Source organism: Alteromonas macleodii, assembly GCF_903772925.1.
Lineage (GTDB): Bacteria > Pseudomonadota > Gammaproteobacteria > Enterobacterales > Alteromonadaceae > Alteromonas > Alteromonas macleodii_A.
This window is the reverse complement of record NZ_LR812090.1, coordinates 2,897,091-2,922,846: the sequence shown is the minus strand read 5'-3', so window position 1 is coordinate 2,922,846 and position 25,756 is coordinate 2,897,091. Positions and strand designations below refer to the sequence as shown.

The window sequence follows — 25,756 nt, the reverse complement described above, 5'->3', positions numbered from 1 at the left end:
CCATTTGAAAGCGGCGTGTAAAGTACGCCATATCAGATTGTAAAGTGAACGCCTAGAAGATAGGTTGTTCCCGATTGTGTATACACCAATTGCCGCTTTGCTGTAGGGCTTGAAAACAGATCAATAGGGGAGTTTGTTAGATTCAGAATATCGAATGAAATTTTACACGAAGCGGTTACATTGACATAAAATCCAGCGTCTATGATTAGCTGCTGATCAATGCCGTTAAACTGGTTGACGTTATCTGTCTGCGTTAAGTAGCCATCTCTGTATTGAAAAGCTACTCGCCCTCCAAGATATGTTTGTTCAGTATAGAGCGTCACGTTCGCAGTATGTTTTGACAAGTTTAACAAGGGAGCACGGATAGTTTCGTTATCAACGAGGTACGACGTTTCACCGTGGGAATAGGTGTAGTTAGTCAGGATGCCGGTTTGGTGTAAAAATTCGTATTTCAATGAAACTTCAGCACCTTTTATAACACCACCTTCGCCATTTACTGGTTGAGAAAGGGCAAAAAGTTCGCCTTCCCGATCTTCGGTTAGTAAATGTGCCGGCAGTCCAAGTTGGTCAAAAGGCAAAAGTTGGGTTTGTTCAGTGATGTAAGAGTCCATTGACTTATAAAAAAGCGCAATGCCCAAAAAATTATTATTTGAAAAATAAAATTCACTAGCCATATCGACAGTGTCTGCAACAAAGTGGCGAAGTGAAGGGTTACCTTTAATAATACGATTATCGGGAACGCTAACGTTGGTAGTAATACGTAAATCATCGATTGTTGGTAGCGATAAATTACGACTAAAACTAGTTCTTAGCGTGACGGTATCGGATATATCCCAAGCAAGATTGATAGTAGGCAGAAAAATGGTGAAGGTGTTATCCACCGCTTGTGTTTTTGCTTGGTCTTCTAAGCTTGCTTGAACACTTTTCAGATGAACGAACCTCACACCAGCTTCAGAACGAAATAATAGTCCGTTGTAGCTGTGGGCTAAGAAAGATGCGTGAGTGCGTTCATCGACGGAAAAAGCGGTACCTAGTCTGTTTGTTTGTGCCGTAAGCTGCCGAGAAAAAATTTGGTTAGATAGACGCCCGTGAAATGAATGGTCCAGAACGTGAGTAAATGTTTCATCAACATTGGCAACAAGAAAATCAGTGCTGTTTGGATGCGAGTGAATGCTACTGTTAAAAGCAATGTTACGTGTATTTAAATTTCTTATATCATCTCTTCGCTCATATCCGTCTGAAGAAAAGCGTCTGCCTTGATAGCCAAAAGTGATATCGTTTTTTTCATTAAGCAACCAGTCAAATGAAAGTTTGAATTCCTGAGAACGGTTAGTTTGTAAGTCTTCACGAACATCAACTCTATGTAGCGCCCAAACAGATGAGTTGGTCAACGGTACATCGTGTTCAATGCGTGGGAGTGGCGCTGAGCTTCGATAATCGACACGATAACCTATATTAGATGCCTGAAGAAAGACCTTATCGTGTAAAGGGCTTTCAAAGGTAGATTGTGACACCCCCAAAAGCACGGTTACACGCATATTGTCAAACAAAGTATCGCTAGCGTCGAGTGTAGCACTTAGAAATTTAACATTTGCGTTAGATAACTTCGATTCGCTTCGTACATTAGATGAACGGTACTCTGCGTAATCTAAGGTATTGTAATTGTCGATGTTGAAATCTATAAGGTCCGTTTCATTTTGGTGTACTAAGTTAAACTCAGTATCGTCACTGTTCAATGATGAAAAAATGGCATTAAGATTTATCTCTCCATTGCTTTTATACCTCCACTGTAGGGAAGAGGTCGCACCGAACTTGCGTTGATTTCTTTCAACATGAGTAAGCGAGGATACGGATGGTGCAATTACAACCCCCGCTTCGTCAATGTGACTCTCTCGCCAACCCCAATCTCTGAAGCCCGTTTCTATGTTATTACTTTCACTATAAGCTGCTGAAAATAGGGCGCCAAAACGTTCAGTTCTTGTCGTCGCTAAAAATGATACTTTTGGCAACAGTTCACGAGATATCGAATTGAAAGTCGTTTGTAAGTTAAAAACTTCATGCTCACCGTCATAGTCAAAGGGACGCGGCGTAGATAAGTTAATGGTGCCGGCAACGCCGCCTTCATCTTCTAGCGCTGAGTATGTTTTGCTCACGTCTATTTTACTAAACAAATCCGCAGAAAAAATATTGAAGTCAAAATTGCGAGAGCGAGTGGCAGAGCCTCGATGGTCAAACACTGAGTTAAACGTCGCAAGGGACGCGATGCCGTTGACTTTGACTTTTACGAAGTTGGGGCCTAACCCTCGAAGGCCGAGTTGCCGTGTTTCTCCGTTATCGCGCTCTGCCACTATGCCGGGAAGTCGCTGGATTGCATCGCCTAAGTTTCGTTCGGGAAAGTCCGCGATGTCTTCCGAAAAGATCGTGTCTTTCTGCACAATGCTATTGCGTTTTTGAGACTGTGAAGCAAGTAAGCTATCTCTGTAGCCACGAACGATGATATGACCAGTTGGGTTTGATAAAGGACCTTTATCTTGCGTTAATTTTACATTGTGTTTCCGTTTCAAAGGATGTTTTGGTAGCAGTATTACAGTGCTGCTTTCTATCTTTGCATGTATATTGGTGTTTTGTAGTATTTGATTAAGAGCATGGTTAATAGTAAACATTCCCTTCAACGCTTCTGAATCAATATTAGGAATGATGTTTGCGTCAGCAATTAGTGAGAAATCAGCCTGCTGAGCTAGTTGATAGAGAGCGCTTTTTAAAGACTGTTCTTCGATGTTTAGGTCAAAGATCTTGCTGTCGTTATTGTTTTGCGCACCGTGAAGATGCAAAGCGAAGGCCGATAAAGTTAAAAAGAGAACTAAACGCAGCATAATCCATTGTTAGCGAGGCGAAAATACTTGAATTCGCTACGCTAACATTAGTTTATGACAGGTATGTGTAAGACGAAGAATGTCTATTCACGGCCTGGTTGTTGAACAAGAACGGTTCTATCTGCCGTTTCTTGAGTGTAGATATTATGTGAAATTGCTAGCCCATTTAGAAAGGAATCGATATTTTGAATGTCGAATGACGCATCTATTTTTATTTTTGTTGACACGCTATTTCCCACGTAAAGCTTTTTCTCACGATACCTATTTAAATCAGAAATGATTTCGTTTAGCGGTGCATCTTCGTAAATGAATCTACCGTTGATCCAGCTCAATGCTGTTTTTTCATCGAAAGTTGATATTTCTGACATTGTTCTGCCGGCAAGTTCAACGTTTATCTGTTTTCCATTAGAGATTTTGATAAAGCGCTGTATTTCTTGGTGTGTATCTCCTACTGCGACCGTCCCCTCAGTAACTGAAATCTGAATGTCATCGTCCATTTTCACCTGGAATGCTGTGCCTACCGCTCGTGTGTAAATGCCTTTCGAATAGACTGTAAAAGGCCTTGTTTTATCTGGGCTAACTTGAAAATGCGCGGTGCCACTAAGTAGAACTATATTTCTCTGATTGGAAGTGAAGTCGACATCAAGTTGGCTATTGCCACTCAAGGTCACCACAGAACCATCCGCAAGCGGCAGAGTTTTGTTACCTTCAAAAGTAGACGATATTCGGTAGGTGTGATTTTTACCACTATCAAAAGGGAAGTCTACAAATGATAAAAAACACACTATCAGCATGGCTGCGGCAGACAGAGTTGTATAGAAAAAGCTAACGTTTTTCGTTTTATGGCCGTCGGTGAGCGTAGTTTTATTAAAAATAAGTGAGTCGCAGTTACCTGTGTCTTGCCATAGTAAAGCCACCTTTTCAAATGCTACACGATGGGTTTCAGAAGCGTTCAACCAGACTTCAAGTTCTTGTTTGCCGTCTACGTCCAGCTCATTACTGTTTAATTTTACAAACCACTCGGTTGCTATAAGTTCGATAGTTGTGGGTGTCTGAGAATAGTCAACTTGCATTACTGCTCTCCTTCTGTTTGAGCTTGCTGTAAAGTAAAGAGCGCCGCGCAAAGTTGCCTAGAAATATCAGCAACACTATAGTTCAAATCATTGGAAATTTGTTTATAGGTATGTCCAAGAATCCGACTGCGGATGAAAATTTCTCTTTGCTTATTTGGCAGTCTCTCTACCGCATTATTTAGCGCCATAAGCTCTTTTCTGTTCTCAGTAATTTTCTCCGGACTTAAAAGGTCAAATTCTCTTTCTTCAATTGTCGTTTTTTCACAAATAAAGCGTTGTACTCGCTTAACTCGTTCAAGTTCATTAAGTGTATAGTTCACAGCCATTTTATAAATGTAGGCTTTAGGGTTTTCAATTTGTGTAAGATTCTCTAGTTGACTGAATTTGGTAAATACATTTTGTACAACATCTTCGGGTTCTGGTGGGCCCAGCCCATAATTTTTTTGCAAGTATTTCCTTAAGTTAGCAGCGTGTGAAAGGTAAAGTTCATTGATTAATTCCGAGCTTTTTGTGCGCTTTTGCTTATTCTTTTTTTGAGGTTTTAAGAAGATCAGCTTGTCGATACTAGTGGAAAACATGTTAACAGCCCTGTTTCTTGCTTTGTTTTAACCCAAGACAAATATTCTTCTATTTTTTTTCAAATAAATTGTCAGGTTACATTTCTTTCTGAAACAAGGCAGATAGAAATGCGTAATGTGCAAGTAAATTGAATAGAGGTCGCTATGGTTATGCGCGATGAGTATGAAGCTTTTATGAAATATGCCTTTTCATTGAGAAATTTTGTTGTCCCACTTGTTTGATTAGATAGGTTGTTGCCAAGCATACCAACTTTAATGAACACACTATCTGAAAAGGAACCCTCTATTCCAAGGTATTAACATGAAGAACATTCTATTCATTTTATATTGTCTTTTATCCTTTTTTTGTTGTAAGAGTTTCGCCACTGATATGACTACTGTTGCGGTCATTGCTGATTGTCAATTTGCCGATAAAGAACCCGCTGGAGCTCGTCTTTACAGGAGTTGTTTGTCAAAGTTAGACAGCGCTGTGCAACAGATAAATAATAGCGAAGCCGTTGCAGTATTTCATTTAGGTGACTTCATTGATGAAGGTTTCAGCAACCTACAGTCGTTAAATTCTGTCACTAAACAAAGCTCAGTCCCGTTTTATCACGTGCTCGGTAATCATGATTTCTCGGTTGAAGATAAGTATAAGCGTGATGTTCCCAAAGCATTAGGCTTGCCTTCTCGTTATTACGATTTTGTGATTGGCGAATGGCGATTTGTTGTAGTTGACGGTAATGATATAAGTCATTATGGATGGCCACGAAATAGCAAACAGCATGCGCTTTCTCAGAAGCTGATCAGTGAAAAGTATTCTGACCTTCCACATTGGAATGGTGGTCTAGGAGAAAAGCAGCTTGAATGGCTTGTTGCAGTTTTGACCGAAGCTGACCATAACAAAGAAAAAGTCATCATTCTTAGTCACTTCCCAATTTTTCCATTCGACAGACACTTGTTATGGAATCACCAGCAAGTCATGGAAGTGATAACGAAGTTTCCTAACGTAAAAGCTTGGTTTAACGGACACAATCACGAGGGAGATTATGCCTATAAAAATGGCGTTCACTTCATAACATTCAGCGCTATGTTAGATACCGAGCGAACCGCTTTTAGTTTTGTAAAGCTTTCCGATTCTATCATCGAAGTCATAGGAGTGGGTAAACAAAAAAGCATGAAACTAGCTTTTTAAAATACAGACTTTCAATATAGGTCGCACACAATATTAACGAATAAATAAGCAAATCATATACATAATCATTGCTTTAAATATGTTTTAATACAGATATAAACATAGTATGTTTGTGTTTTTGGTATCTATCGGAGTGAAAACATGCGCTTATATTTTAGAAAGTTGTGGTTAACAAATTTATTTTTAGGCGGAGCACTGGCCTCTTCAGCTGCGATAGGGGCTGTCTCCCCCAAGACTTATAAGGACGCAGATTTTTATGTTGCCCCTACTCAACAAGATGTTAACTATGATTTAGTTGATGATTTTGGCGCTAATGGAAACGACACTAGTGATGACAGTAATGCTTTACAAAGAGCAATTAATGCTATTAGTAGAAAACCGAATGGGGGCACTTTACTAATACCGAATGGAACTTACCATTTCCTCGGCATACAGATGAAGTCGAACGTACACATCCGTGTTGAGAGTGACGTGATAATCAAGCCAACGTGGAATGGGGATGGCAAAAACCACCGACTATTTGAAGTTGGCGTAAACAATATTGTAAGAAACTTCAGCTTTCAAGGGTTAGGAAACGGTTTTTTGGTGGATTTTAAAGATTCTCGCGACAAAAACTTAGCTGTTTTTAAGTTAGGCGATGTTAGAAATTACAAAATTTCCAATTTTACCATTGATGATAATAAAACGATATTTGCCTCAATTTTAGTGGACGTAACAGAACGTAATGGGCGGTTACATTGGTCGCGTAATGGAATTATCGAAAGAATAAAACAAAATAACGCTTTGTTCGGCTACGGCCTTATTCAAACCTATGGCGCAGATAATATTTTGTTTAGGAACCTCCATTCGGAAGGCGGAATTGCGTTACGGATGGAAACTGACAACTTACTTATGAAAAATTATAAGCAAGGCGGAATAAGAAACATCTTTGCTGATAATATCAGATGTAGCAAAGGACTTGCGGCGGTCATGTTTGGCCCACATTTTATGAAGAATGGAGATGTGCAAGTGACCAATGTCAGCTCAGTTAGTTGCGGTTCGGCTGTACGAAGTGATAGTGGATTTGTCGAACTCTTTAGCCCGACAGACGAAGTACATACGCGTCAAAGTTGGAAACAAGCCGTTGAAAGTAAATTGGGCCGAGGGTGTGCGCAAACCCCTTATGCTAGAGGTAATGGTGGTACACGGTGGGCGGCTCGCGTAACACAAAAAGACGCGTGTTTAGATAAAGCAAAACTGGAATATGGAATAGAGCCTGGTTCATTTGGCACGGTTAAAGTCTTTGATGTTACAGCGCGTTTTGGTTATAACGCAGATCTTAAACAGGACCAGCTAGACTACTTTTCTACATCCAACCCTATGTGCAAGCGTGTATGCCTTCCTACAAAAGAACAATGGAGTAAGCAAGGCCAAATTTACATTGGTCCGTCATTAGCTGCAGTAATTGATACCACACCTGAAACTTCAAAATACGATTATGATGTGAAAACTTTTAACGTCAAAAGAATAAATTTTCCTGTAAATTCACACAAGACTATCGACACGAATACTGAAAGTAGCCGTGTCTGCAATTATTACGGTATGTCCGAATGCTCCAGCAGTCGATGGGAGCGATAGATTAAGCCGCTATATTCATTTACTAGGTAAAACTTCAAGCCGCATTCGAAGAACTATCGAACGCGGCTTTTTTGTTAAGAGCGCCTATGACTCAGTATATTTTGTATAAATATAATTTTACATCTTGTTAAAGTAAACATCATATGTTTATATAGGTGCAATCTAATTTGTTAATATAGTGTTGGAGATAGGTATGAAAGGTGTTTCTACGAAAAATGCTCTTTTATTTGCAGGCTTTTCGTTAAGTCTAGTTGCACAGTCAGTTAGTGCACAAGAAGCAAAACAGCCTGAAAAAGAAGAAAAAGATGTTGAGGTGATTTTGGTATCGGCACAAAAGCGTGAGCAAGCGCTTAAAGAAGTGCCTGTATCAATTGAAGTTATTCAAGGCGACCTTCTAGAGCGTTATAACGTTCAAGATGGTTTCGATCTTATTAAATATCTTCCCGGCTTCGGCATTGACGATAGCACTGAAATTCGTACCACAACGTTGAAAACCCGTGGTATAGGCACCTTTACCAACTCTATCGGCCTACAATCTTCTAACCTTGTTGTTATTGATGGGGAAGTTTTACCTCGTCAATCAATGTTAAACCTTAGTGTTTCTGACCTTCAGCGAGTTGAGGCATTACGTGGTCCACAAGGCACGCTTTTTGGCCAGAATACCTCTACGGGCCTTCTGCACTATGTAACTAAAAAACCGAACCTTGCCGAATTTGGGGGAAAGGCAAGGTTAGAAATTACCGAAGACAATGGAGTAGAAGTTAGCGGCCATGTTAACGCACCGATAAGCGACAACTGGGCTATGCGTGTAAACGCGCAATATGAAACTATCGATGGGTGGATTGAGAACACCATGCCTGGTGTCGATGATTACGACATTGGTGAAGTAGATGCGTATGGCCTTAGAGGTCAACTCTTGTATGACAACGGTGAAGACCTGGAAGTGTTGTTCAGAACCGAGCATTCAGAGCGAGAAACTAACTGTTGTGCATTTACACGAATAGGTGGCATTAACCCTGATTTTGGTCCACGCCCAATTATCAATGTTCGCGATGATGGTACTATTGAAGGAACCACCTATAATCGAGTGAATCCGGAGTCTTTTTTTGAAGAAGCTGGAAACCCAGTGACGGCGAGAAATCCAGAGGCAAATTTTGGTGAGACAACTAATTCTGGCGCGTCAGTAGAAGTTAATTATGATTTAGATACAGAATTAACGCTTTCTTATATTAGTTCATATCGTGACTTTGAACTGCTAAATAGCTCAGGGTTCTTCACTGTTAATTTTCCGGTGGAACGTTCAGCTTTTGGCGGTAATGAGTCTGTTGAGGTCATTCAGCAAGAATTGCGCTTAAGTTCTTTTGGTAATGATAAACTAGACTGGATTGTAGGTCTTTTCTATCACGATACTAAAGGGCAGCGCTCAGAAACGCGCGATGGATGCATTGCAGGACGTCGTGGCTTAATCGAAAATGGCGTGCTTGCAGGCTGCTACTCAGGTCCGTCAACTAACGCGTTTTTAGCTAACTATGCTGAAACAGGCATAGATGACCGATCATTATTGGAGCCCAGTCGATTGCTAAATGGTGGTGACTTTACGACCCAATTCACCAATTACGCAATTTTCGGGCAACTCGAATATCAAATTACCGATGATTTAGATGCTACTTTTGGCTTTAGGGCGCTAAAAGAAGAGGGTGAAGCAACATTCTCTCGTACTGACCTTCGCACACCTCAAGATGGTGTTGGTCTCGATACCTATGAAGAAGTTTTCGCTCGTGCACTACAAGATGAAAGCTTGTTTATCAATCGCACCGAGCCGACTAAGTTCTCCGATTCTGACACTCATGTTATATATAAAGCGGTATTGGGTTATGACTTTACTGATGATATTCGTGGTTATGTGAATTATTCAACAGGTTATAAAGGTTCATCATATTTCGTAACCAGTAACACTAACCCAGACGATGTAGATAATTTCCCCACTAAGCCTGAGCAGTCTACCAACTTCGAAATTGGCGTAAGATCAAGTTTCTTGGACAATCGTTTGTTGTTCAACTTTACCTATTTCGATATGCGTGTTGAGGATTATCAAGTTCGGGCCGTAAGGATTATCGACGAAGACGAAGGCAATACTTTTGCAGGCTATGTAAATGCAGAAGAGGCTCGATCTCACGGTTTTGAAGCAGATATGATCTTGGATATCACCGAGTCGCTTCGTTTTATCACTAGCTATGCGAATTACGAAGCGGTTTATGAAGATTTTTCCAATGCGCCGGTAAATTGCCCTCGTAGCGGGAACGATCGCTCCGGTGGTAATCTAGCCGACCGTTGTTCAGAGGTAGCAGGTGCTCCGCGCTTAGATTTAAGTGGTTTACCGTTCCCGAACAACGCCGAAGAGCAATTTTTAGGTACGCTTGAGCAAAAATACGAGCTAGGTAGTTGGGATGGAAATGTTCGTATTGTTTATCGATATGAAGGTGAAGCAACGCAAACAGTAAATGAACTTGCTTTTGATCAGCGCTCAAATCCATCATATGGTATATGGGATGCATTTTTTGGTATTGGAAAAGATAATTTAAGGTTCAATGTTTTCGTGAGAAACGTACTTGATAAAGAATACACAACCCGTCGAAACACAAACACTGAAGGCTTTGGTAGCGGGTTCTATCCTCGTGATTACTCTCGCTTTATCGGCGGAAGCGTGACCTATACTTTCTAGTAGATAAAAAACAACGAAAAAAGCCTGATTCATCAGGCTTTTTCTCGTTTTGTAAGGATTTGTTTTTAATAGAATAATTAGGTAGAAGTGGTCAGCTGGACTGCCGCTTCACTAATGTTGGACGAAAATCACGAGTACGTATTTTACCTTTTTGAATGCGATACACTATTTCGTTCAACATTTGGTTAAATGGATATTGTACGGTGGTTAGCTTTGGGTAGCTTAAGGTTGATATCATATGATTACCAAAGCCAACTACTGTAGTCTCGTGGGGAATTCTGAGCCCCATTGTTTTAAGTGCATTGATAACACCATAGGCTGCAAAGTCGTTTTCAGCAATGATGAAGTCAGCCCTTCTGAATAAAGCATCATTGTCCTTAACTAAACCGAAAGCACTGTCTATGTCACACTTTGTTAAAGACAAGGTTTCAACTTCCAACGGCCCTTTATAATTGCTAAGTGTTCCAATGATCCCAGAAAAGCGCTGAGCGCTGGCATGATTGAACGTTGTTGAATAGACAACTATTCCGAATCGTCCGCCATTTCTCAGCGCTTCTCTAGCTTGTAGTACACCTGCATCTAAATGATCAAAGTTAACGCGCTGGAAGGACGACGAGGTCAATTGACGGTCGATACAGTAAAGGTAGGGCAATTTTTTCACCCAGCGATTAAGCGTTTGCGCAGAGCATCTGGAGTGGCACAACACAATACCGGGGCATCCGAGTGCATCTAGTTCTTCAATTCGCGCTTTTTCTTCTTCCTCTGAGTGCGCTGTCTGTGCCAAGTAAGGTGGGAGTGGGGTACCTGTATTGGCTTGACTTAAACCGTTGAACTCATGACAGTCAAACGAGAAGTGGGGATAAATGATACCTATTGATGAAGAGCGATTTTTTACAAGATCTCTAGCATACGTATTCGGTTTAAAATTCAAACTATCTATTAACTGTTGAATTTTAGTTTTAGTCGCGCCTTTTACTTTTCCATTTTCATTGATAACCCGCGAAACTGTCGCGATAGAAACATTTGCTAGTTTCGCTATGTCTTTGATAGTTACAGGCTGGGTGATCATAAACTTATACCTTTCAAAAGCACCAACCATTTAAAAGAGCGCAAAAATGGCATATCCAATTATTCAACGAGCGTTAATGAAACAAAATTCAGCACTAGCATTTTGTCCATTTACATTGATATAAAAATCGTATTTATCCGAGTTTAAACATAATATGTTAAATAATATATAATGTTTTGTGGAAATGTTAAAGACGATTCTTTGATTACACCAGACGCCCCATTCTTTAATATAAGCAATGTATGAGGTGTACTCGATTGAATTGACATTATTCGTAACGTCACGCTGAGTTATAAAAAGAAAACGTTAACAAAACGTTTATATTTAGGTTGCAGAAACTCTTCATTAAACATAATATGTTTGCATTAGTAGTATATGTTAGGTGAGGAAGTTGTGAGATTACCCATTAGATTTAGCTCATCGAGCGCGAATGTTTCTTTTTTCGCCCTCGTCGCCGCATTCGGTGGCTTCGTATTCGGGTTAGATGCAGCAAATATATCAGGGGCGCTTAGGTTTGTAAGCGCAGAGTTTGAACTGGATTCGATTCAACAAGGTACGCTCGTAGGCTGTGCACTTCTTGGGGTTATTCTGGCTCTCTTCTTTACGGGGTCTCTGTGTGAAAAGTTTGGAAGAGCAAGAGTGTTGCTCGCTATCGGTTTTACGTACTCCCTATCATCTCTAATGTCCGCATTTGCGGTAAGTTACGAAATGCTTCTTGTGGGCCGCTTTATAGGTGGTGTGGCGTTCGCATCAATCACGGTTTCTGCCATGTACATTGGAGAAATTGCGCCTGCCCACCAACGAGGTAAGTTTGTATCGATAAACCAGTTCATGATTGGTCTCGGGTTGCTATGCGCCTTTGTGATTAACTATTTTCTCGTTAAATCGCTTTCTACCTCCACTTGGTTAACCAACGACAATATTTGGCGCGTTATGCTGGGTGCCGAACTGTTCGCCAACGCGATTTGGATTGCCCTTATTTTGTGTATTCCAGAATCACCTCGATGGTTGGCTAAAAAGGGAAGAGATAACGAAGCTTTGTTTGTTTTTGACATTATTGATTCTGGTGAAAAAGCCGCGGTTCTTTTAGAAGACGTTAAGCGTTCACTTACCAACAATAGTGAGCTAGACACCTTTTCGCAACTTAAAACGTTGTTTAGCCCAGGGCTGCGTTTTGTCGTGTTTATCGCTGTTGCATACGCTTTCGTTCAAGGAGCAACAGGTATGAATGCAGTGCTGTTTTTTGCGCCTATGGTGTTTGAGCAAATCGGCATGAGCGTTGAAGATACTTTTATGCAAACTATTTCTACAGGAGCAGTAGGGCTTGCGGCAACCCTTGTTGCCATTGGGTTCGTCGAAAAGCTTGGCAGAAGGACGCTTACTATAGCGGGTTTACTACTCGTTGTTGTCGCTCATGGTTCTACGTTCTTAGGGTTTAAGCAAGCGAGCTACGAATTTAATGAAGCTGCTATGGCTGAGCTAACAACACATTTTGAACAAAATGCTCTGGCTGTATCTTCTTTGGCGCCATTTGCTGGTAAAAGTTTCGATAGTGATGTGGAGTTGAAAACTGAACTGTCAAAACACTTCGATAAAAAGACACTGCCATTGGTAAGTGGCGCAATCATCGAAAAAACGATCATCGGTGTTAATGCACCACTGGTCTTGTTCGGTATTTTTGCGTTTCTTGCTGCATTTAACTTATCGATAGGGCCGATAATGTGGGTGATTTTCTCTGAGATATTCCCAAATAAAGTACGCAGTGTAGCGCTTCCTTTCGCCGCACTCGTTCAAACTGTTTCATCGTGGTCAATTCAGCAGTTCTTCCCATGGCAGTTAGACAACATGGGCGTAGCAAACATATTTTTACTCTACGCCGGTATCGGGCTATTTGGGTTAATAGTTATGTATCTTTATTTACCTGAGACAAAGGGAAAAACCATAGAGGCACTAGAACTTGAGCTAACTAATCAAAACGCGTTGGGGGCTAAGTAATTATTATGGATAACGACATAGCCACGTTTGTTGTCGACTGGGGCACAAGTAACTTCCGGCTTTTTGGATTAGATAGCAAAGGTGTATTAGTTAATACCATAGAGGCGCCTATGGGCCTTCTACAAATAAAAGACGGTAAATTCGCTGAAGCATTAGAGCCTAAGTTAAAAGCCATGACATCGAGTTATCAACATATCCCAGTGCTAATGGCAGGGATGGTTGGCTCTGCGTCGGGATGGAAAGAAGTGCCTTATGTTGCAGCACCCGCATCTGTTTCTGATGTTGCGCATAGCGCAGTGTGTTTTGAACTACCCTGGGGAGCGCGGGCTAGAATTTTACCTGGAGTAAGTTATAGGTCGGCTGAACTTTATTGCGACGTTATGCGTGGTGAGGAGGTTCAGGTGTTTGGATTACCTCTAATAACTGATTCAGACAATATGCACATTGTACTGCCAGGTACACACAGTAAACATGTCGATATTAAAAGCGGAGCCATTTCGAGCTTTTCGACTTATTTTACAGGCGAACTTTTCGCATTGCTAAGTCATTATTCATCGGTAAAACCCCCTTTGCCGGCTCAGGAAATCGTCGATGAAAATGCTTTTTTAAAGGGAGTTAAGCGGACGGCAAACGGCGCATTGCTTAACGATATTTTTTCTGCCCGAGCGCTCAGGTTATTTGGTGAACTCGCCGATCACGAGGTGGCGGATTACCTGTCTGGAATTTTAATTGGTAATGAATTACACAGTTCAACGCACAGAAATATCTATTTAGTCGGCGGTGAAGCATTGTGTGCTCGCTATGAGTTAGCTGCCAAAGAATTACAAATAGAGACGTACACGTTTTCTGGGAACACCTGTTTTTTAAATGGTATCGCAAGAATTATCAAGGAGATTGAAAATGAGCAGTGATAAGCGCGCTGAACTACCTCTCATAGCTATTTTGCGGGGCGTAACACCTCAGACAATCCTGGATGTCGCTAGCGTACTAGTAACAGCAGGGTTTACCAAAATAGAGGTTCCTTTGAATAGTCCTAATGCGCTGGAGAGCATACGTTTGCTCGTAAAAGAGTATGGTACCAAGAACTTCGAATTGGGCGCAGGTACAGTAACCAGATTAGATTTGGCTGAACAAGTTTTAGAAACGGGAGCGAACCTTGTGGTAACGCCGAACTGCAACGTAGATGTTATTAAAACAGCTGTCGATGCGGGGTGTGTTACCTATCCTGGTGTAGTAACTCCTACAGAAGCATTCAACGCGGTGCATGCAGGCGCAACCAATTTAAAGCTATTCCCAATCTCTATGGTGGGCGTAGGGGGGATGAGCGCTATGAAAAGTGTGTTACCACCAGATATTGCGTTGTTTCCCGTGGGCGGTATTGACGCCACTTCAGAATCAATGACTCCCTATTTGAACAAGGGGGCTAAAGGTTTTGGGTTAGGTTCGCAGCTCTACAAGCCTTCTATGTCTTTAGATGAAATAAGTGAGAAAGCAGACGCGTTTGTTAAAACATATAAAGCAGTAATAGGCGAATAAGGCCAGCTTGGTCTCGGCTTAATTACGTTTCCTTTCGCCAGCGCATATTTACTACAGTGAGTTACGATAATAGGCTTGGTGTTTTCGGCAGTTTAATATAATGTTGAGTAAATATACGCATCATAGTTTAGAGGTCTAGAGTGATGGTGGTAAGCATACTAGCCTATTGGAGAATATTATCAGCTGGCTCAAACACATCTGATGACTTAAAGAACCCAGCCGGATAGCGTGATCCGTCTAAAGGTGTTATGATTTAAATTATCATATGTTTAATGTAATCGGATTCGATTAAATGAATGAATTAGTTTATTACGACTTAAAACGTGCTGCCAAAATGACGCCAAGCTTGTCTGTGCAAGTGGCGAAAGAAATTGGCCGTCGTATCGTCGCTGGCTCTCTAGAGCCAGGCACCTTGTTAGAAGAGGAAAATTCATTAGCAGAACGCTATCAGGTTAGCCGAGTCGTTATTCGTGACGCGGTAAAGATTTTGGTTGGCAAAGGGCTTTTGGATGTTAGACGGGGCATAGGTACTAAAGTTCGCCCCCGTAGCGAGTGGATATTGTTAGATGATGATGTGCTTGCCTGGCATATCACAGCACCACCTAATGAACACTTCATTAGTCAATTGATGGATGTAAGGTTAGCGTTTGAGCCTAAGGCTGCGCGTTGGGCTGCAGAACGTGCTGAACCTGAAGCACTTAAAGAAATCGAAGATGCTGTTATTCGTATGGAGCAAGAGTCGGGCTCGCTAGAAAAGTTTATTGTTGCCGATGCTTTATTCCACCAAGCCGTATTGCGGGCAGCACACAATGAATTTTTGACCTCAATGGAAGGTATGATTTACTCAGCACTTTTAGTAAGTGTTCGTATAACCAATCAAGATCCGCGAAAAAATAGCGACTCCGTTAAATTTCATCGAGATGTTTATGAAATGATAGCGAATGGCGATGGTGTGGGAGCTGAGACACTTACAGCAAAACTTCTTAATGATGCTATTAGAAGGCTCAAAGAAGCCTTTGGCGATAACTTCAGACAACAATAAATACATTCTTATTTTAGTCAGTGCCTGCTATAGCAGTCACTGGCTTCCTTACATTCTTTTACTGCTTATTTAAAAGGTCTATATGTCCGACAATGCAAAGGGCTCTTTATTTATGGTATTCGCCATGACAGCCTTTGGTTTCGAAGACATGTTTATAAAAGCGGCAGCTGAGGTAATGCCCCTAGGGTTTGTTTTGGCGCTGTTTGGTATAGGCGGCACGCTACTGTTTTGCCTAATGGCACTAAAGATGGGACAGGGCATCCTGGATCCAGCTATACTGTCAAAACCTATCTTCATACGGGCTGTTTGTGAAATTATAGGTCGGATTAGTTTCGCTTTTGCAATAACACACACCACTTTGTCTAGTGCATCATCTATCTTACAAGCAACCCCGCTCGTGGTAGCATTAGGTGCTGCTATCTTTTTCAATGAAAAAGTTGGGTTAAAGAGATGGATTGCTATAAGTATCGGTTTTGGAGGCGTTCTTTTAATAGTTAAGCCGAGTTTGAATGATTTTGACGCGCTGTCTCTATTTGCAATTGTTGCTACCTTGGGATTTGCGGGGCGTGATCTCGCCACAAGGGCGGTATCTTCTGCAATATCTAATATCCAGTTGGGTGTTTACGGTTTTTTTGTTCTTATACCCTCTGGTGTATTTTTAATGCTCTATAATGGAAATAGCGTTGAATTCGATACCACCGCAAGTGTTCAAGTGCTTGGTGCGGTCACCGTAGGGGTAGTTGCTTATCACGCTCTTACTATAGCTATGCGTACGGGCGAGATGTCAGTTGTTTCACCTTTTCGCTACAGTCGACTATTAGTAGCACTAGCGATAGGTGTTACCGTATTTGGTGAGCGACCAGATTTACTAACTATCTTAGGTAGCACTTTAATTGTGCTGAGCGGAGCTTATTTTTTGATTAAGAAAAAGGAAACCACTTAACGAACTGCCATTACACTACCGCTATTTGAGTAATTCGTATTTTAATCTATCAACAACATCATGTTGTCTATCGTATAAAACCTTCCAGTAAACAACTTTTCGTTAACAAATGTTACAGTGAGCTTTACATTTAAACATAGTATGTTTAAATTCGTTATACTAATTATCATTGCTTACGCACTGGTTGGAAAAGCACCTGTTTTTTATCGCAAAAGTGAAGCAATCAGATTGGTAACCTATGAAGTAACACTAGAGTAGGAAAGCTTTTTGTTACAAAACCCTATAGCCGACTGAGAAAACAAGTCTCATGGGGAAAGTCATTTTAAATTGAAAACTGCATTAAAAAGGTGAGTTAAATGCCACTATCAACATTTTTCAAGAAACCGCTTTGCGTCGTACTTAGCAGCATACTCGTGCTCAGCTTTAGTCAAGGCGCAATCGGCGAAGAGCTGACAAAGGAGTACGTATCGTCTAACAACGCTAAAACAAGTAAAGAAGGCAAGGCCGCTAACGTACTTATTTTAATGTTCGACGATATGCGCTTCGATACGTTTTCTTATAGAGGAGGGCCGGTGGACACCCCTAATATTGACGCGCTTGCAGCTGAAAGTACTCGTTTTGATAATGCAATGTCGACTACTGGACTTTGTTCACCCTCCCGCGCAGCGTTTTACACTGGGAAATGGGGGCACAAAACAGGCCTTGATGACAACGTAGAACTTTATCATACCCGTTTGGCTGAATTAGATTTAAGCGAAGGTGGGCTTATTAAAAAAGCCTCCGAAGCAGGGTATTTAGTCGGGCACGTAGGAAAGTGGCACCTAGGTGCTAGAGGAACTGAACTTCGCGGGGCTGAAATTGATTTGGCGCATGGTCATGAGCCAAGGGAGCGTTTTACTCGAGTATTTACGCCTAAGGGCAAGGTCAAGCAGGTCGAGGGCTACTACGAAGGTAGGCTGGATGCAAACAACGAAAAACATGAGTATTACAAAACCCTTCCTGGAAGTTATGAGGATACTGAAGCCTATAAAAAGGTGGTAGCAGGCAAACAAATGCTTTCACAAATGGCAAAGGATGAGCGACCGTTTTTTGGTGTTATCAGTTTCAATCAGCCTCATCCTGCTTATCGAGTTCCTGAGCCTTACGCGAGTATGTTTGATCCAGCAGAGCTCGAACTTCCAAGTAATCATCTGGCTAAACGCATTAATAAGCCTATGTCGCAAGGCGGCATCTGGTGGCCTTGGCATGACGTAGGTCACATGAGCGACATGGACTGGCGAAGGGCTCGGGCTCACTACTATGGCGCGATCGCTATGGTAGATCGCATTATTGGTGAGTTGATTCAACAGGCCAAAGACGAAGGCATTTACGACGACTTACACATTGTTCTGTTTGGCGACCAGGGATCTATGCTTGGTGAGCACACGCTTTATGATAAAGGGCCCTATGCCTATGACGAACTTATGCGTATGCCGCTTCTTATAAAGGACCCAGACATATCCCCACGTGTGGTTAATCGTCAAGTATCGCTTATTGATGTAACGCCCACGCTAACAGAGATGATGCATTTAGACGCTGAGCCTGATTATGACGGCCATAGCTTAATTCCGCTCATGTTGGAAGGTGATAAAGCGGAAGAGGGGGAAGTTGATAAAGCCCTTTATGCCTATGAATGGTACAACGGTTCATGGTTCGGTATTCGCGCAATTCGTACACCTGAATACAAATTCGTTTGGAACCCAGGTGAAGACTTAGACGAACTTTACGACCTTAAGAAGGACCCTGGTGAGCTCACTAATCTTATCAATGACAAACACTATGTAAGGGTTCGCAGCGACATGCTTGAACTATTGATGTCAGAATTAGAGCGCACTGAAGACCCTGCCTTAACAAAACTAGAATATCACGCTAAACATTATTCACAGGACGCTAAACATGAAAAAACAAACCATTAAGTTTTTAGCCGCCCTTAGCTTTTTAACCGCAGTTCCAGCTGTGGCGACAGAAGTAGAAAGGCCAAATATATTGGTTATTATTACCGACGATCAAGGTTATGCTGACGTTGGCTATCACGGCTTCGATAATGATGTTAAAACACCTAATTTAGATACGCTTGCTAACGAAGGAGTGCGCTTTAGTTCGGGTTATGTTGCACACCCATTCTGTGGACCAAGCCGAACAGCGCTTATGACGGGGCGCTACCCTCATAAAATTGGTGCTGATTTTAATCTTCCGGTAGATGGTTCTAGCACGGGTATCGATACCCACGAAATGTTTATCAGTAAAGCACTGCAGCAGGTTGGCTATCATACTGGCGCCATCGGGAAATGGCACTTAGGCGAGGAAAAACCTTATCAACCAAACAGTCGAGGCTTCGACGAGTTTTACGGATTTTTAGGTGGTGGGCATAAGTTTTTCCCACAGCAATATCGCACTCAATATGAAAAAGCGAAAGCCTCTGGTGTTAAACGTTTCAATGACTACATTACGCCGCTAATGCGTAATACCGAAGAAGTGAGAGAAACGGAGTATTTAACCGATGCATTTACCCGAGAGGCGGTTGATTTTATCGATAGAGCCGGAGAGAATAAGAAGCAGCCATTCTTTTTGTACTTAGCGTATAACGCGCCTCACGTTCCATTAGAAGCAAAAGAAGAAGACCTTGCTCTTTTTTCTCATGTAAAAGACAAAAAACGCCGTACGTACCTAGCCATGGTTTACGCAGTAGATCGCGGCATTGCTAGTGTTGTCGACACACTCAAAAAGACGGGGCAGTATGACAATACACTTATTGTTTTTGTTAGTGACAATGGTGGCAAACGAAAATGGGGTGGCGTAAACCTGCCGCTTCAAGAAGGTAAAGGTAGTGCAAGAGAAGGTGGTCATCGTGTGCCGATGTTTTTCCACTGGCCAAATGGTTTGAAGGGTGGCAAGCAGTATGATGCGCCAGTCTCAACTCTAGATTACTACCCAACATTTCTGGCGCTTGCTAAGAGCGATGTGCCAAGCGGCAAAGTGCTAGATGGTAAAAATATTCTTCCGCACATTGTAGATAATACGAGTGCACGCGAAGGGGAAAGTTTATTCATTATGCGTCACCGTAAAGGCGCACATGATGTTTCTATTCGTCGTGATGACTTCAAAGCGGTTCGCACGACTACCACCAATGGTTGGAAGTTATTTAATGTTGCTGATGATATCGGTGAAACTGAAGACTTGAGCAAGCAGTATCCACAACTCCTAGCCGACATGGTAAAAGATGCGGGCTACTGGGCATGGTCAAATAAACCTCCCCAATGGTTCCATATCCATAAAGAAGGAGACGAGTGGCGAAGCGAAGATATGCCGCGTTACGGTGAAACCTTTGAGTTAGATTAACGTTTTTAATGTTTTCCCGAACCAAAAAAAACCGACGTCACATATAGATTGTCGGTTTTTTTATGCTTTTTCTTCAAGCTATTAGGTAATTAAAATGAAAACTAAGCTATTACTCGCCTCAGTTACTATTGTTTGTGGAACACAAGTAAGCGCAGAAGTTGTAAGGCCAACAGGAATGAAAGCTTGAGAAGTGCGTTTTAGTGAGCTGAGCGCGCAAGCAGACGATTTTGAAAATGGGTTTAATAATAGTAAGTGGCAAAATGCGCCCGCGAGTTTGAACGTAGGTGCATGGACATTCGACAGCGATAACGCCTATGTAGAGAATGGTCGTTTAAAAATTGCAACTACCCAAGAAACACACACCCGCTCTTTCCAGGACAGCTGTTGGGATGGTGTGTCAGGCGGCCCATCTCAAACGGTTCAAAGGCAACTTTTTTATAAGTCCGGCGCTGTGCGCTCTGCTATTGTGTCGCGTAGTTTTTAAAGTATGAATGCTTCGGGATAGTTATTTAAGTTAGCGATAGCAAAACCGATGTCTTAGACGATTTAGAAAATCTATTTCCTAATGGTAAAAAAAACCTGCGACTTATACATGTCGCAGGCTTTTTATTTTATCAGGCTTTAACTTTTATAGTGTATTTATTGCTGCCAAATAACCGGTAAGAACACGCTCATTTCAGCCTCACCGCGGTTACTCCACGCGAAGTAGGGCACGAATTGCGTTGAGATGCTTTCGAATTCTGGCTGCGACACATCGCGATACATGCCTGTTCCTCTATCTTTGCGCAATAAAATCTCGCCTTCGATGGTGTTGACACCGCCTAAAAATGAAGGCTGTTTTTGCACAGAAAGTTTAGACTTACTTGGTAAATACACATCGGTAATGCTCGCTGACTCAGGCAAATCAGGGGACTCAACGCAATAAACAATCGGTCCGCGCTTAACGGCTACCTGGTTGCGTACTTCTTCAATGCGCTCGTGACCTTCAATTAATTTAATATGCATCGGCATATCTAGTTCAATCACATCACCGGCTTTCCATTGTCGAGTAATTGTCGCGAATTCACCTGGCACAAGCGTTATATCTAGGGGGGCACCGTTAATCTTCAACGTGTTTTCTTTCGACCATTCCGGAATGCGTAGCATGATATCAAAGGCGTCTTCTTTACACGCATCAATAGTGATTTTTACCAAGCCTTCCCAGGGATACTCAGTGCTTTGAGTAAGCTTAAGTTCTGTGCCGTCTAGCAGTGCAGTTTCTAATGTGTTACCGCCATATAAATTCACTGATATGCCGTTGTCTGAACGGTTGTAGGCCCACAATGATGACTTTGCCACTGTTCTTACCAAGTTAGGAGGGCAGCAGAAACAAAATAGATAGGGCTCACGGTCTGGGGACTCTGTATTCATATTTTCGTAGTCACGGGCATCGTTAATTTTACGCAGAGGGTTAGCGTAGTAGTACTTGGTACCACATACACTAATCCCAGACATCATAGAATTGTGCATAACTAACTCCATAATGTCAGCGTATTTTGACTCGCCGTGAATACCTAGCATTCTTTGGCTAAACATGGCGTTGCAGATGTTCGCACAGGTTTCGTTGTAAGCGGTTAAGTTAGGCATCATATATTCGTCAATGAAACCTTCTTCAATCATATCCCTACGCGGAGACGCACCGTAGTGGGTTTGCCCTACGGCGCCGGTGGCGTACATTTTCTTCTGCGTTACGTTTTCCCACAGACGATCTAAAGCATCAATAAGCGCTTTTTCACCTGTTTCTGCGTAAACATCAGCTGCACCAGCGTAGTAGTAAAGTGCTAATACCGCATGACCAGCAGCCTCGGTCTCTTCGCGAAGTGGTACGCGCTCTTGCACCATGTCACCAATAGGGTAGCCAACGGTCGTTGAGTCATGGACCATTTCTGACTGGCCGCGATTATTGATAAATTGTTCGGCAAGTTTAAGGTAATCTTCATTTCCTACAGTTCGATAAAGCTCAACAAGACCCATAATTTGAGTTTGGTTAAAACCAAAACGACGTAACTCAGGCGGGTTAGGGCCGAACTTTGACACCAGCAAATTAGCATTTTTAAGGGCAATATCTAAGAAGTTAGTTTTACCCGTCATTCGATAGTGAATGCATGCAGCGGTATAAAGGTGACCACAGTTGTACATTTCGTGATACTTGCGGTTTGAAAAATGTTCAATGCCATGTATTTGAATATAGGCATGAAGGTAACCGTCATCTTCTTGTGCTTTAGCAATGATGGCTATAATTTCGTCCATTTCTTGCAGGAGTTTCTGATCACTGTTTAAGCCATACATGTAGCAGGCTGCTTCCATCCATTTAAAGAAGTCAGCGTCATGCCAGTACTCACCATCGAACTTGCCATCAAAATCACCCGTTATGATTTTGAAGTTATTTAAAGCATGACCAATTTCACCGGTAAGTAGGCTTCCCATGTATGGGATCATTGATTCTTCACAAAGCCTAGTTTTTTCGGCCCAAAAACCGTTCGTCCATTTACATTCGCCCATGAATATAGGTTTGAGCTTTACATTAGGACTTTTAGACGTATCGACCTCTGTCTTATTGCGCATTAAATTCTCTGGCATGGAAAACCTCACTACCGATAATTAAATTCATTATGAAAATAAGCAGTGCATTGGGCGCTTATCTACTAGCGCTTACTAAGCACTATTTATTTTCGGTTTTACCTTTTTTATTTCGTATCTGCCTGTTGTCTTTCCCCTAGCTTTTCCCAGCCAATACGCTTTCTAATTGTGAAAATAGAGGGCTAGAAAATTAAAGTAGTGGTTTAGAGATAACAACTAAAGCGTTATTGACAACACAGTACTTAATTGAGATCAATGTAAACATATGATGTTTTGTTTTTCAAGAATTTTTAACATATCCCACATAATTTTCAGGTCTGAAAGGCCTAATACTGAAGAGATGTGTACGAGTTGATATATTCCGCGATACTAGTGTTTATACATTTCTTGTTAAAAACCTGTCAATTTGGTTGAAATGCAAACATCATATGTTTATATTTATTATATAATGCGGTGGTGATGTAAAGTACGCCACCATGGCTGTCGTGAAAGTTGAGTCTTAAAATGAAAATTGAATGTATTAAAACCTATCATCTTCGGTGTCATCTCGAGCAGCCTTTTGGTTTTTCTCAATGGTTTTACAATCAGCGCAATGTGCTCGTTATCGAAATCATTACTGATAATGGTATTAGTGGGTGGGGAGAGTGTTATGGCCCAGCAGATGTTATTCAGGCAGCAGTAGAGAAGTTCTACGCCCCTCGTATTATCGGCCAAGACGCGCTTTCAACCGATGCATTGTGGCATTTTATGTGGCGCGCTTCACTAGATTTTGCAAGGGCTGGCGTTATGACAGCAGCAATGTCAGGAATAGATATGGCGCTGTGGGACGTAAAAGGCAAAGCGTTAGGCCAGAGTGTAAGTACTTTTATGGGCGGAAAATGCCGAGATAAAGTACCTTGCTATGCCACTGGTATGTATTACATCGATTTACCCGAAGATAAACTTCTACCTCATTTACTAGAAGAAGCGCAGGGTTATGTAGACGAGGGTTACAAAGCGCTAAAAATTAAAGTGGGTAAAAACCCCGACTTCGATATCGCTTTTATTCGCGCGCTTCGCGAGCGTTTCCCAAATACAATATTAGCCGCAGACTCAAACCATGCATTTGATTTAAGTGAAGCTATAAAGGTAGGGAAGGTTCTTGATGAGTGCAATTACGCTTGGTTTGAAGAGCCTTTATCTCCAGAACATGCAGCGCAGTTCAGGCAGTTAAGCGATAAATGCGTGACGCCTATTGCTACCGGTGAATGCGAACAAACTCGCTTTGGCTTTCAAAAATTACTAAGTGCTGGTGGTGTACAGCTAGTTCAGGCCGACTTGGGTTATTGCGGCGGGCCGAGTGAAGCGCTTAAAATCAGAACCTTGGCTTCATCACAAGGGTTAAACATGATCCCACATGTTTGGGGAACCCAGTTTAATCTAGCCAGTGCTTGTCACTTCCTGGCTACGGCTTATCACGAGCCAGGCCGAGCGGAAGAGAAACCGCTCTTCTTAGAATACGACCGCACTGAAAACCCTTTGCGCGACGATATATTTTCACAAAAAGTGGTAGTGGAAAATGGTGATGCCCACGTGCCTTCCGGGAATGGTTTAGGTGTTGAGATTAATTTAGACGCAATGAAACCTTATGTGTTTTGCGAAACGGAGACAAAATGAACCATACGTTTAAGATGTTAATTAATGGCGAATTAACAGGCGCAGATAAAACTTTTCCGGTATTTAATCCTTCTACTGGTGAAGTGATTACCGAAGTGCCTGATATTTCAGAGTCTCAAGTAGTTGAAGCGTTGGGCTTCGCCGATGAGGGCTTTAAACAGTGGTCTTCTACACCGCTGTCCAAGCGCGCTGAACTTATTCTTGACTATGCAGCACTTCTTGAAGAAAACGCGGAAGAAATTATTGCAATCCTCATTGAAGAGACAGGAAAGCCTCGCGATAACGCAGAGTATGATTTCGGTATGCTAACGAATTGTTTGCGCTTTTTTGTTGAAGAAGCGAAGCGTATAGAGCAGCCTGTTATTGTTGATCCAGACGAGCGTTTTCACCATTTCATCCAGCGTCAGTCCTTAGGCGTAGTGGTGGGGTATTTAGCGTGGAACTTCCCGCTTCTTAATTTAGGTTACAAGCTGGCACCGTCTTTAGCGTCTGGCTGCAGCTGTATAATCAAACCTTCACAAGTGACGCCACTTGCAACGCTTAAGTGCGCAGAGCTTGCTCATCAGGTTGGTTTTCCTGCAGGTGTTATTAATATTATTACTAGCAATAATTATGATAATACTAATCCACTATTAACAAGCGAAACTACCGCATTATTCACTATGATTGGCTCTACCAGAGCAGGTGTTAATGCAATGAAGACAGCGTGTACCAGCGTTAAGCATTTCTCGGTAGAACTTGGCGGCAATGCACCTGTAGTGGTTTATGACGATGCTGACTTAGACAAAGCTGTGATTGATATTGTTAATCTTAAATACGGTAATTCGGGGCAAGTTTGCGTATCGCCAAATCGTTGCTTTGTTCATGAATCACGAGTTGCCGAATTTATTGATAAGGCGGTATCGCACGCTAGCGGTATACAGTTGGGCACAGGCGATGATGCGGAGCGCCTTATGGGCCCGCTTAGCAGTGAAAAAGAACGTGGTCGTATACTTAAATTAATAGAAGATGCTGTTAAAGCTGGGGCTCAAATTGCTCTAGGCGGCAACATTCCCAGCGACAGAGCAACCGGCTTTTATTTAGAACCCACCATCCTTACTGATGTAAAAGAGGAAATGGAAATCGCGCGTACTGAGATTTTCGGTCCCGTGCTTTCTATTATTCCTTTCTCTGATGCTGATGACATCATCGCTAAAGCCAACGATACCGAGTTTGGATTAGCGGCTTACGTTTATACAACGAACTTAAGCAGAGCGTTTAGTGCAGCTAAAGGCATACAAGCTGGCAGTGTGTGCATTAACGAAGCGCATTATTCTGTGCAATTGCCCCATGGAGGTTTGAAGCAAAGTGGTGTGGGTAAAGACTGCTCGAAATATAGCCTGCAAGAGTTCTATACGAATAAGCGTGTATCCATGCTTATGGCTTAATTCTTGTTGAGAGAGGGGAGACCCTAACCGCTGGATTGATATAAAACCTCCAAT

18 protein-coding genes are annotated in these 25,756 nt (G+C 42.0%); 13 read left to right on the top strand and 5 right to left on the bottom strand.

The features are described from left to right. Positions 1–32: 32 nt before the first annotated feature. The 3 genes from PCAR9_RS12595 to PCAR9_RS12585 all read right to left on the bottom strand — a co-directional run bounded on the left by PCAR9_RS12595 (position 33) and on the right by PCAR9_RS12585 (position 4,524). Positions 33–2,873 carry a TonB-dependent receptor gene (locus tag PCAR9_RS12595; RefSeq protein WP_179983896.1) on the bottom strand — a complete coding sequence of 947 codons (2,841 nt, stop codon included), beginning with the start codon at positions 2,871–2,873 and terminating at the stop codon, positions 33–35. Positions 2,874–2,956: 83 nt separating this feature from the next. Then, entirely contained in the window at positions 2,957–3,946 is a 990-nt protein-coding gene (locus PCAR9_RS12590) for a FecR family protein (protein WP_179983895.1), read from the bottom strand. Then, the gene (locus PCAR9_RS12585) at positions 3,946–4,524 is read right to left on the bottom strand and encodes an RNA polymerase sigma factor (protein WP_179983894.1); all 579 of its coding nucleotides are present in this window, start codon (positions 4,522–4,524) and stop codon (positions 3,946–3,948) included. The genes PCAR9_RS12590 and PCAR9_RS12585 overlap by 1 nt, the downstream gene beginning before the upstream one ends. A 301-nt stretch (positions 4,525–4,825) precedes the next feature. Between PCAR9_RS12585 and PCAR9_RS12580 the strand changes: the two genes are divergently transcribed. From PCAR9_RS12580 to PCAR9_RS12570, 3 genes are all read left to right on the top strand, one after another. Next, on the top strand, positions 4,826–5,698 hold the full coding sequence (locus tag PCAR9_RS12580; protein WP_332066632.1) for a metallophosphoesterase: 873 nt from the start codon (positions 4,826–4,828) through the stop codon (positions 5,696–5,698). 141 nt (positions 5,699–5,839) lie between these two features. Next, positions 5,840–7,315, top strand: a complete 1,476-nt coding sequence (locus PCAR9_RS12575; protein ID WP_179983892.1) for a glycosyl hydrolase family 28-related protein — start codon at positions 5,840–5,842, stop codon at positions 7,313–7,315. Positions 7,316–7,508: 193 nt separating this feature from the next. After that, positions 7,509–10,037 (top strand): TonB-dependent receptor, encoded by a 2,529-nt coding sequence (locus PCAR9_RS12570; RefSeq protein WP_179983891.1) that lies wholly within the window; start codon positions 7,509–7,511, stop codon positions 10,035–10,037. A gap of 91 nt (positions 10,038–10,128) precedes the next feature. Here PCAR9_RS12570 and PCAR9_RS12565 read toward each other — a convergent pair whose 3' ends face one another. Next, on the bottom strand, positions 10,129–11,106 hold the full coding sequence (locus PCAR9_RS12565; protein WP_179983890.1) for a LacI family DNA-binding transcriptional regulator: 978 nt from the start codon (positions 11,104–11,106) through the stop codon (positions 10,129–10,131). A gap of 393 nt (positions 11,107–11,499) precedes the next feature. Here PCAR9_RS12565 and PCAR9_RS12560 point away from each other — a divergent pair, with 393 nt between their 5' ends. From PCAR9_RS12560 to PCAR9_RS12525, 8 genes are all read left to right on the top strand, one after another. After that, the gene (locus PCAR9_RS12560; protein WP_232091194.1) at positions 11,500–13,101 is read left to right on the top strand and encodes an MFS transporter; all 1,602 of its coding nucleotides are present in this window, start codon (positions 11,500–11,502) and stop codon (positions 13,099–13,101) included. A 5-nt stretch (positions 13,102–13,106) separates the two neighbouring features. Then, positions 13,107–14,012: a 2-dehydro-3-deoxygalactonokinase gene (locus PCAR9_RS12555; RefSeq protein ID WP_179983888.1), complete on the top strand. Its 906-nt coding sequence runs from the start codon at positions 13,107–13,109 to the stop codon at positions 14,010–14,012. After that, positions 14,002–14,637 (top strand): 2-dehydro-3-deoxy-6-phosphogalactonate aldolase, encoded by a 636-nt coding sequence (locus PCAR9_RS12550; RefSeq protein ID WP_197964240.1) that lies wholly within the window; start codon positions 14,002–14,004, stop codon positions 14,635–14,637. Before PCAR9_RS12555 ends, PCAR9_RS12550 begins: the two co-directional genes overlap by 11 nt. Before the next feature lie 292 nt (positions 14,638–14,929). Continuing rightward, complete coding sequence (locus PCAR9_RS12545; RefSeq protein WP_179983886.1) at positions 14,930–15,679, top strand: FadR/GntR family transcriptional regulator; 750 nt, start codon at positions 14,930–14,932, stop codon at positions 15,677–15,679. An 82-nt stretch (positions 15,680–15,761) separates the two neighbouring features. Further along, complete coding sequence (locus PCAR9_RS12540) at positions 15,762–16,622, top strand: DMT family transporter (RefSeq protein WP_232091193.1); 861 nt, start codon at positions 15,762–15,764, stop codon at positions 16,620–16,622. Positions 16,623–16,978: 356 nt separating this feature from the next. After that, a complete protein-coding gene (locus PCAR9_RS12535) occupies positions 16,979–18,577 on the top strand; it encodes a sulfatase-like hydrolase/transferase (RefSeq protein ID WP_179983885.1) in 1,599 nt (532 codons plus the stop codon). Continuing rightward, positions 18,558–20,000: a sulfatase-like hydrolase/transferase gene (locus tag PCAR9_RS12530; RefSeq protein ID WP_179983884.1), complete on the top strand. Its 1,443-nt coding sequence runs from the start codon at positions 18,558–18,560 to the stop codon at positions 19,998–20,000. Before PCAR9_RS12535 ends, PCAR9_RS12530 begins: the two co-directional genes overlap by 20 nt. Positions 20,001–20,190: 190 nt before the next feature. After that, entirely contained in the window at positions 20,191–20,484 is a 294-nt protein-coding gene (locus PCAR9_RS12525; RefSeq protein ID WP_179983883.1) for a hypothetical protein, read from the top strand. Positions 20,485–20,639: 155 nt separating this feature from the next. Here PCAR9_RS12525 and PCAR9_RS12520 read toward each other — a convergent pair whose 3' ends face one another. After that, entirely contained in the window at positions 20,640–22,619 is a 1,980-nt protein-coding gene (locus PCAR9_RS12520; RefSeq protein ID WP_179983882.1) for a glycoside hydrolase family 127 protein, read from the bottom strand. Positions 22,620–23,123: 504 nt separating this feature from the next. On the opposite strand from PCAR9_RS12520, the gene PCAR9_RS12515 reads away from it, so the two are divergent. Both PCAR9_RS12515 and PCAR9_RS12510 read left to right on the top strand, forming a co-directional pair. Further along, positions 23,124–24,275, top strand: coding sequence for a mandelate racemase/muconate lactonizing enzyme family protein (locus PCAR9_RS12515; RefSeq protein ID WP_179983881.1), 1,152 nt, complete (start codon positions 23,124–23,126; stop codon positions 24,273–24,275). Continuing rightward, positions 24,272–25,702: an aldehyde dehydrogenase family protein gene (locus tag PCAR9_RS12510; RefSeq protein ID WP_179983880.1), complete on the top strand. Its 1,431-nt coding sequence runs from the start codon at positions 24,272–24,274 to the stop codon at positions 25,700–25,702. Before PCAR9_RS12515 ends, PCAR9_RS12510 begins: the two co-directional genes overlap by 4 nt. Positions 25,703–25,756: the final 54 nt, after the last annotated feature.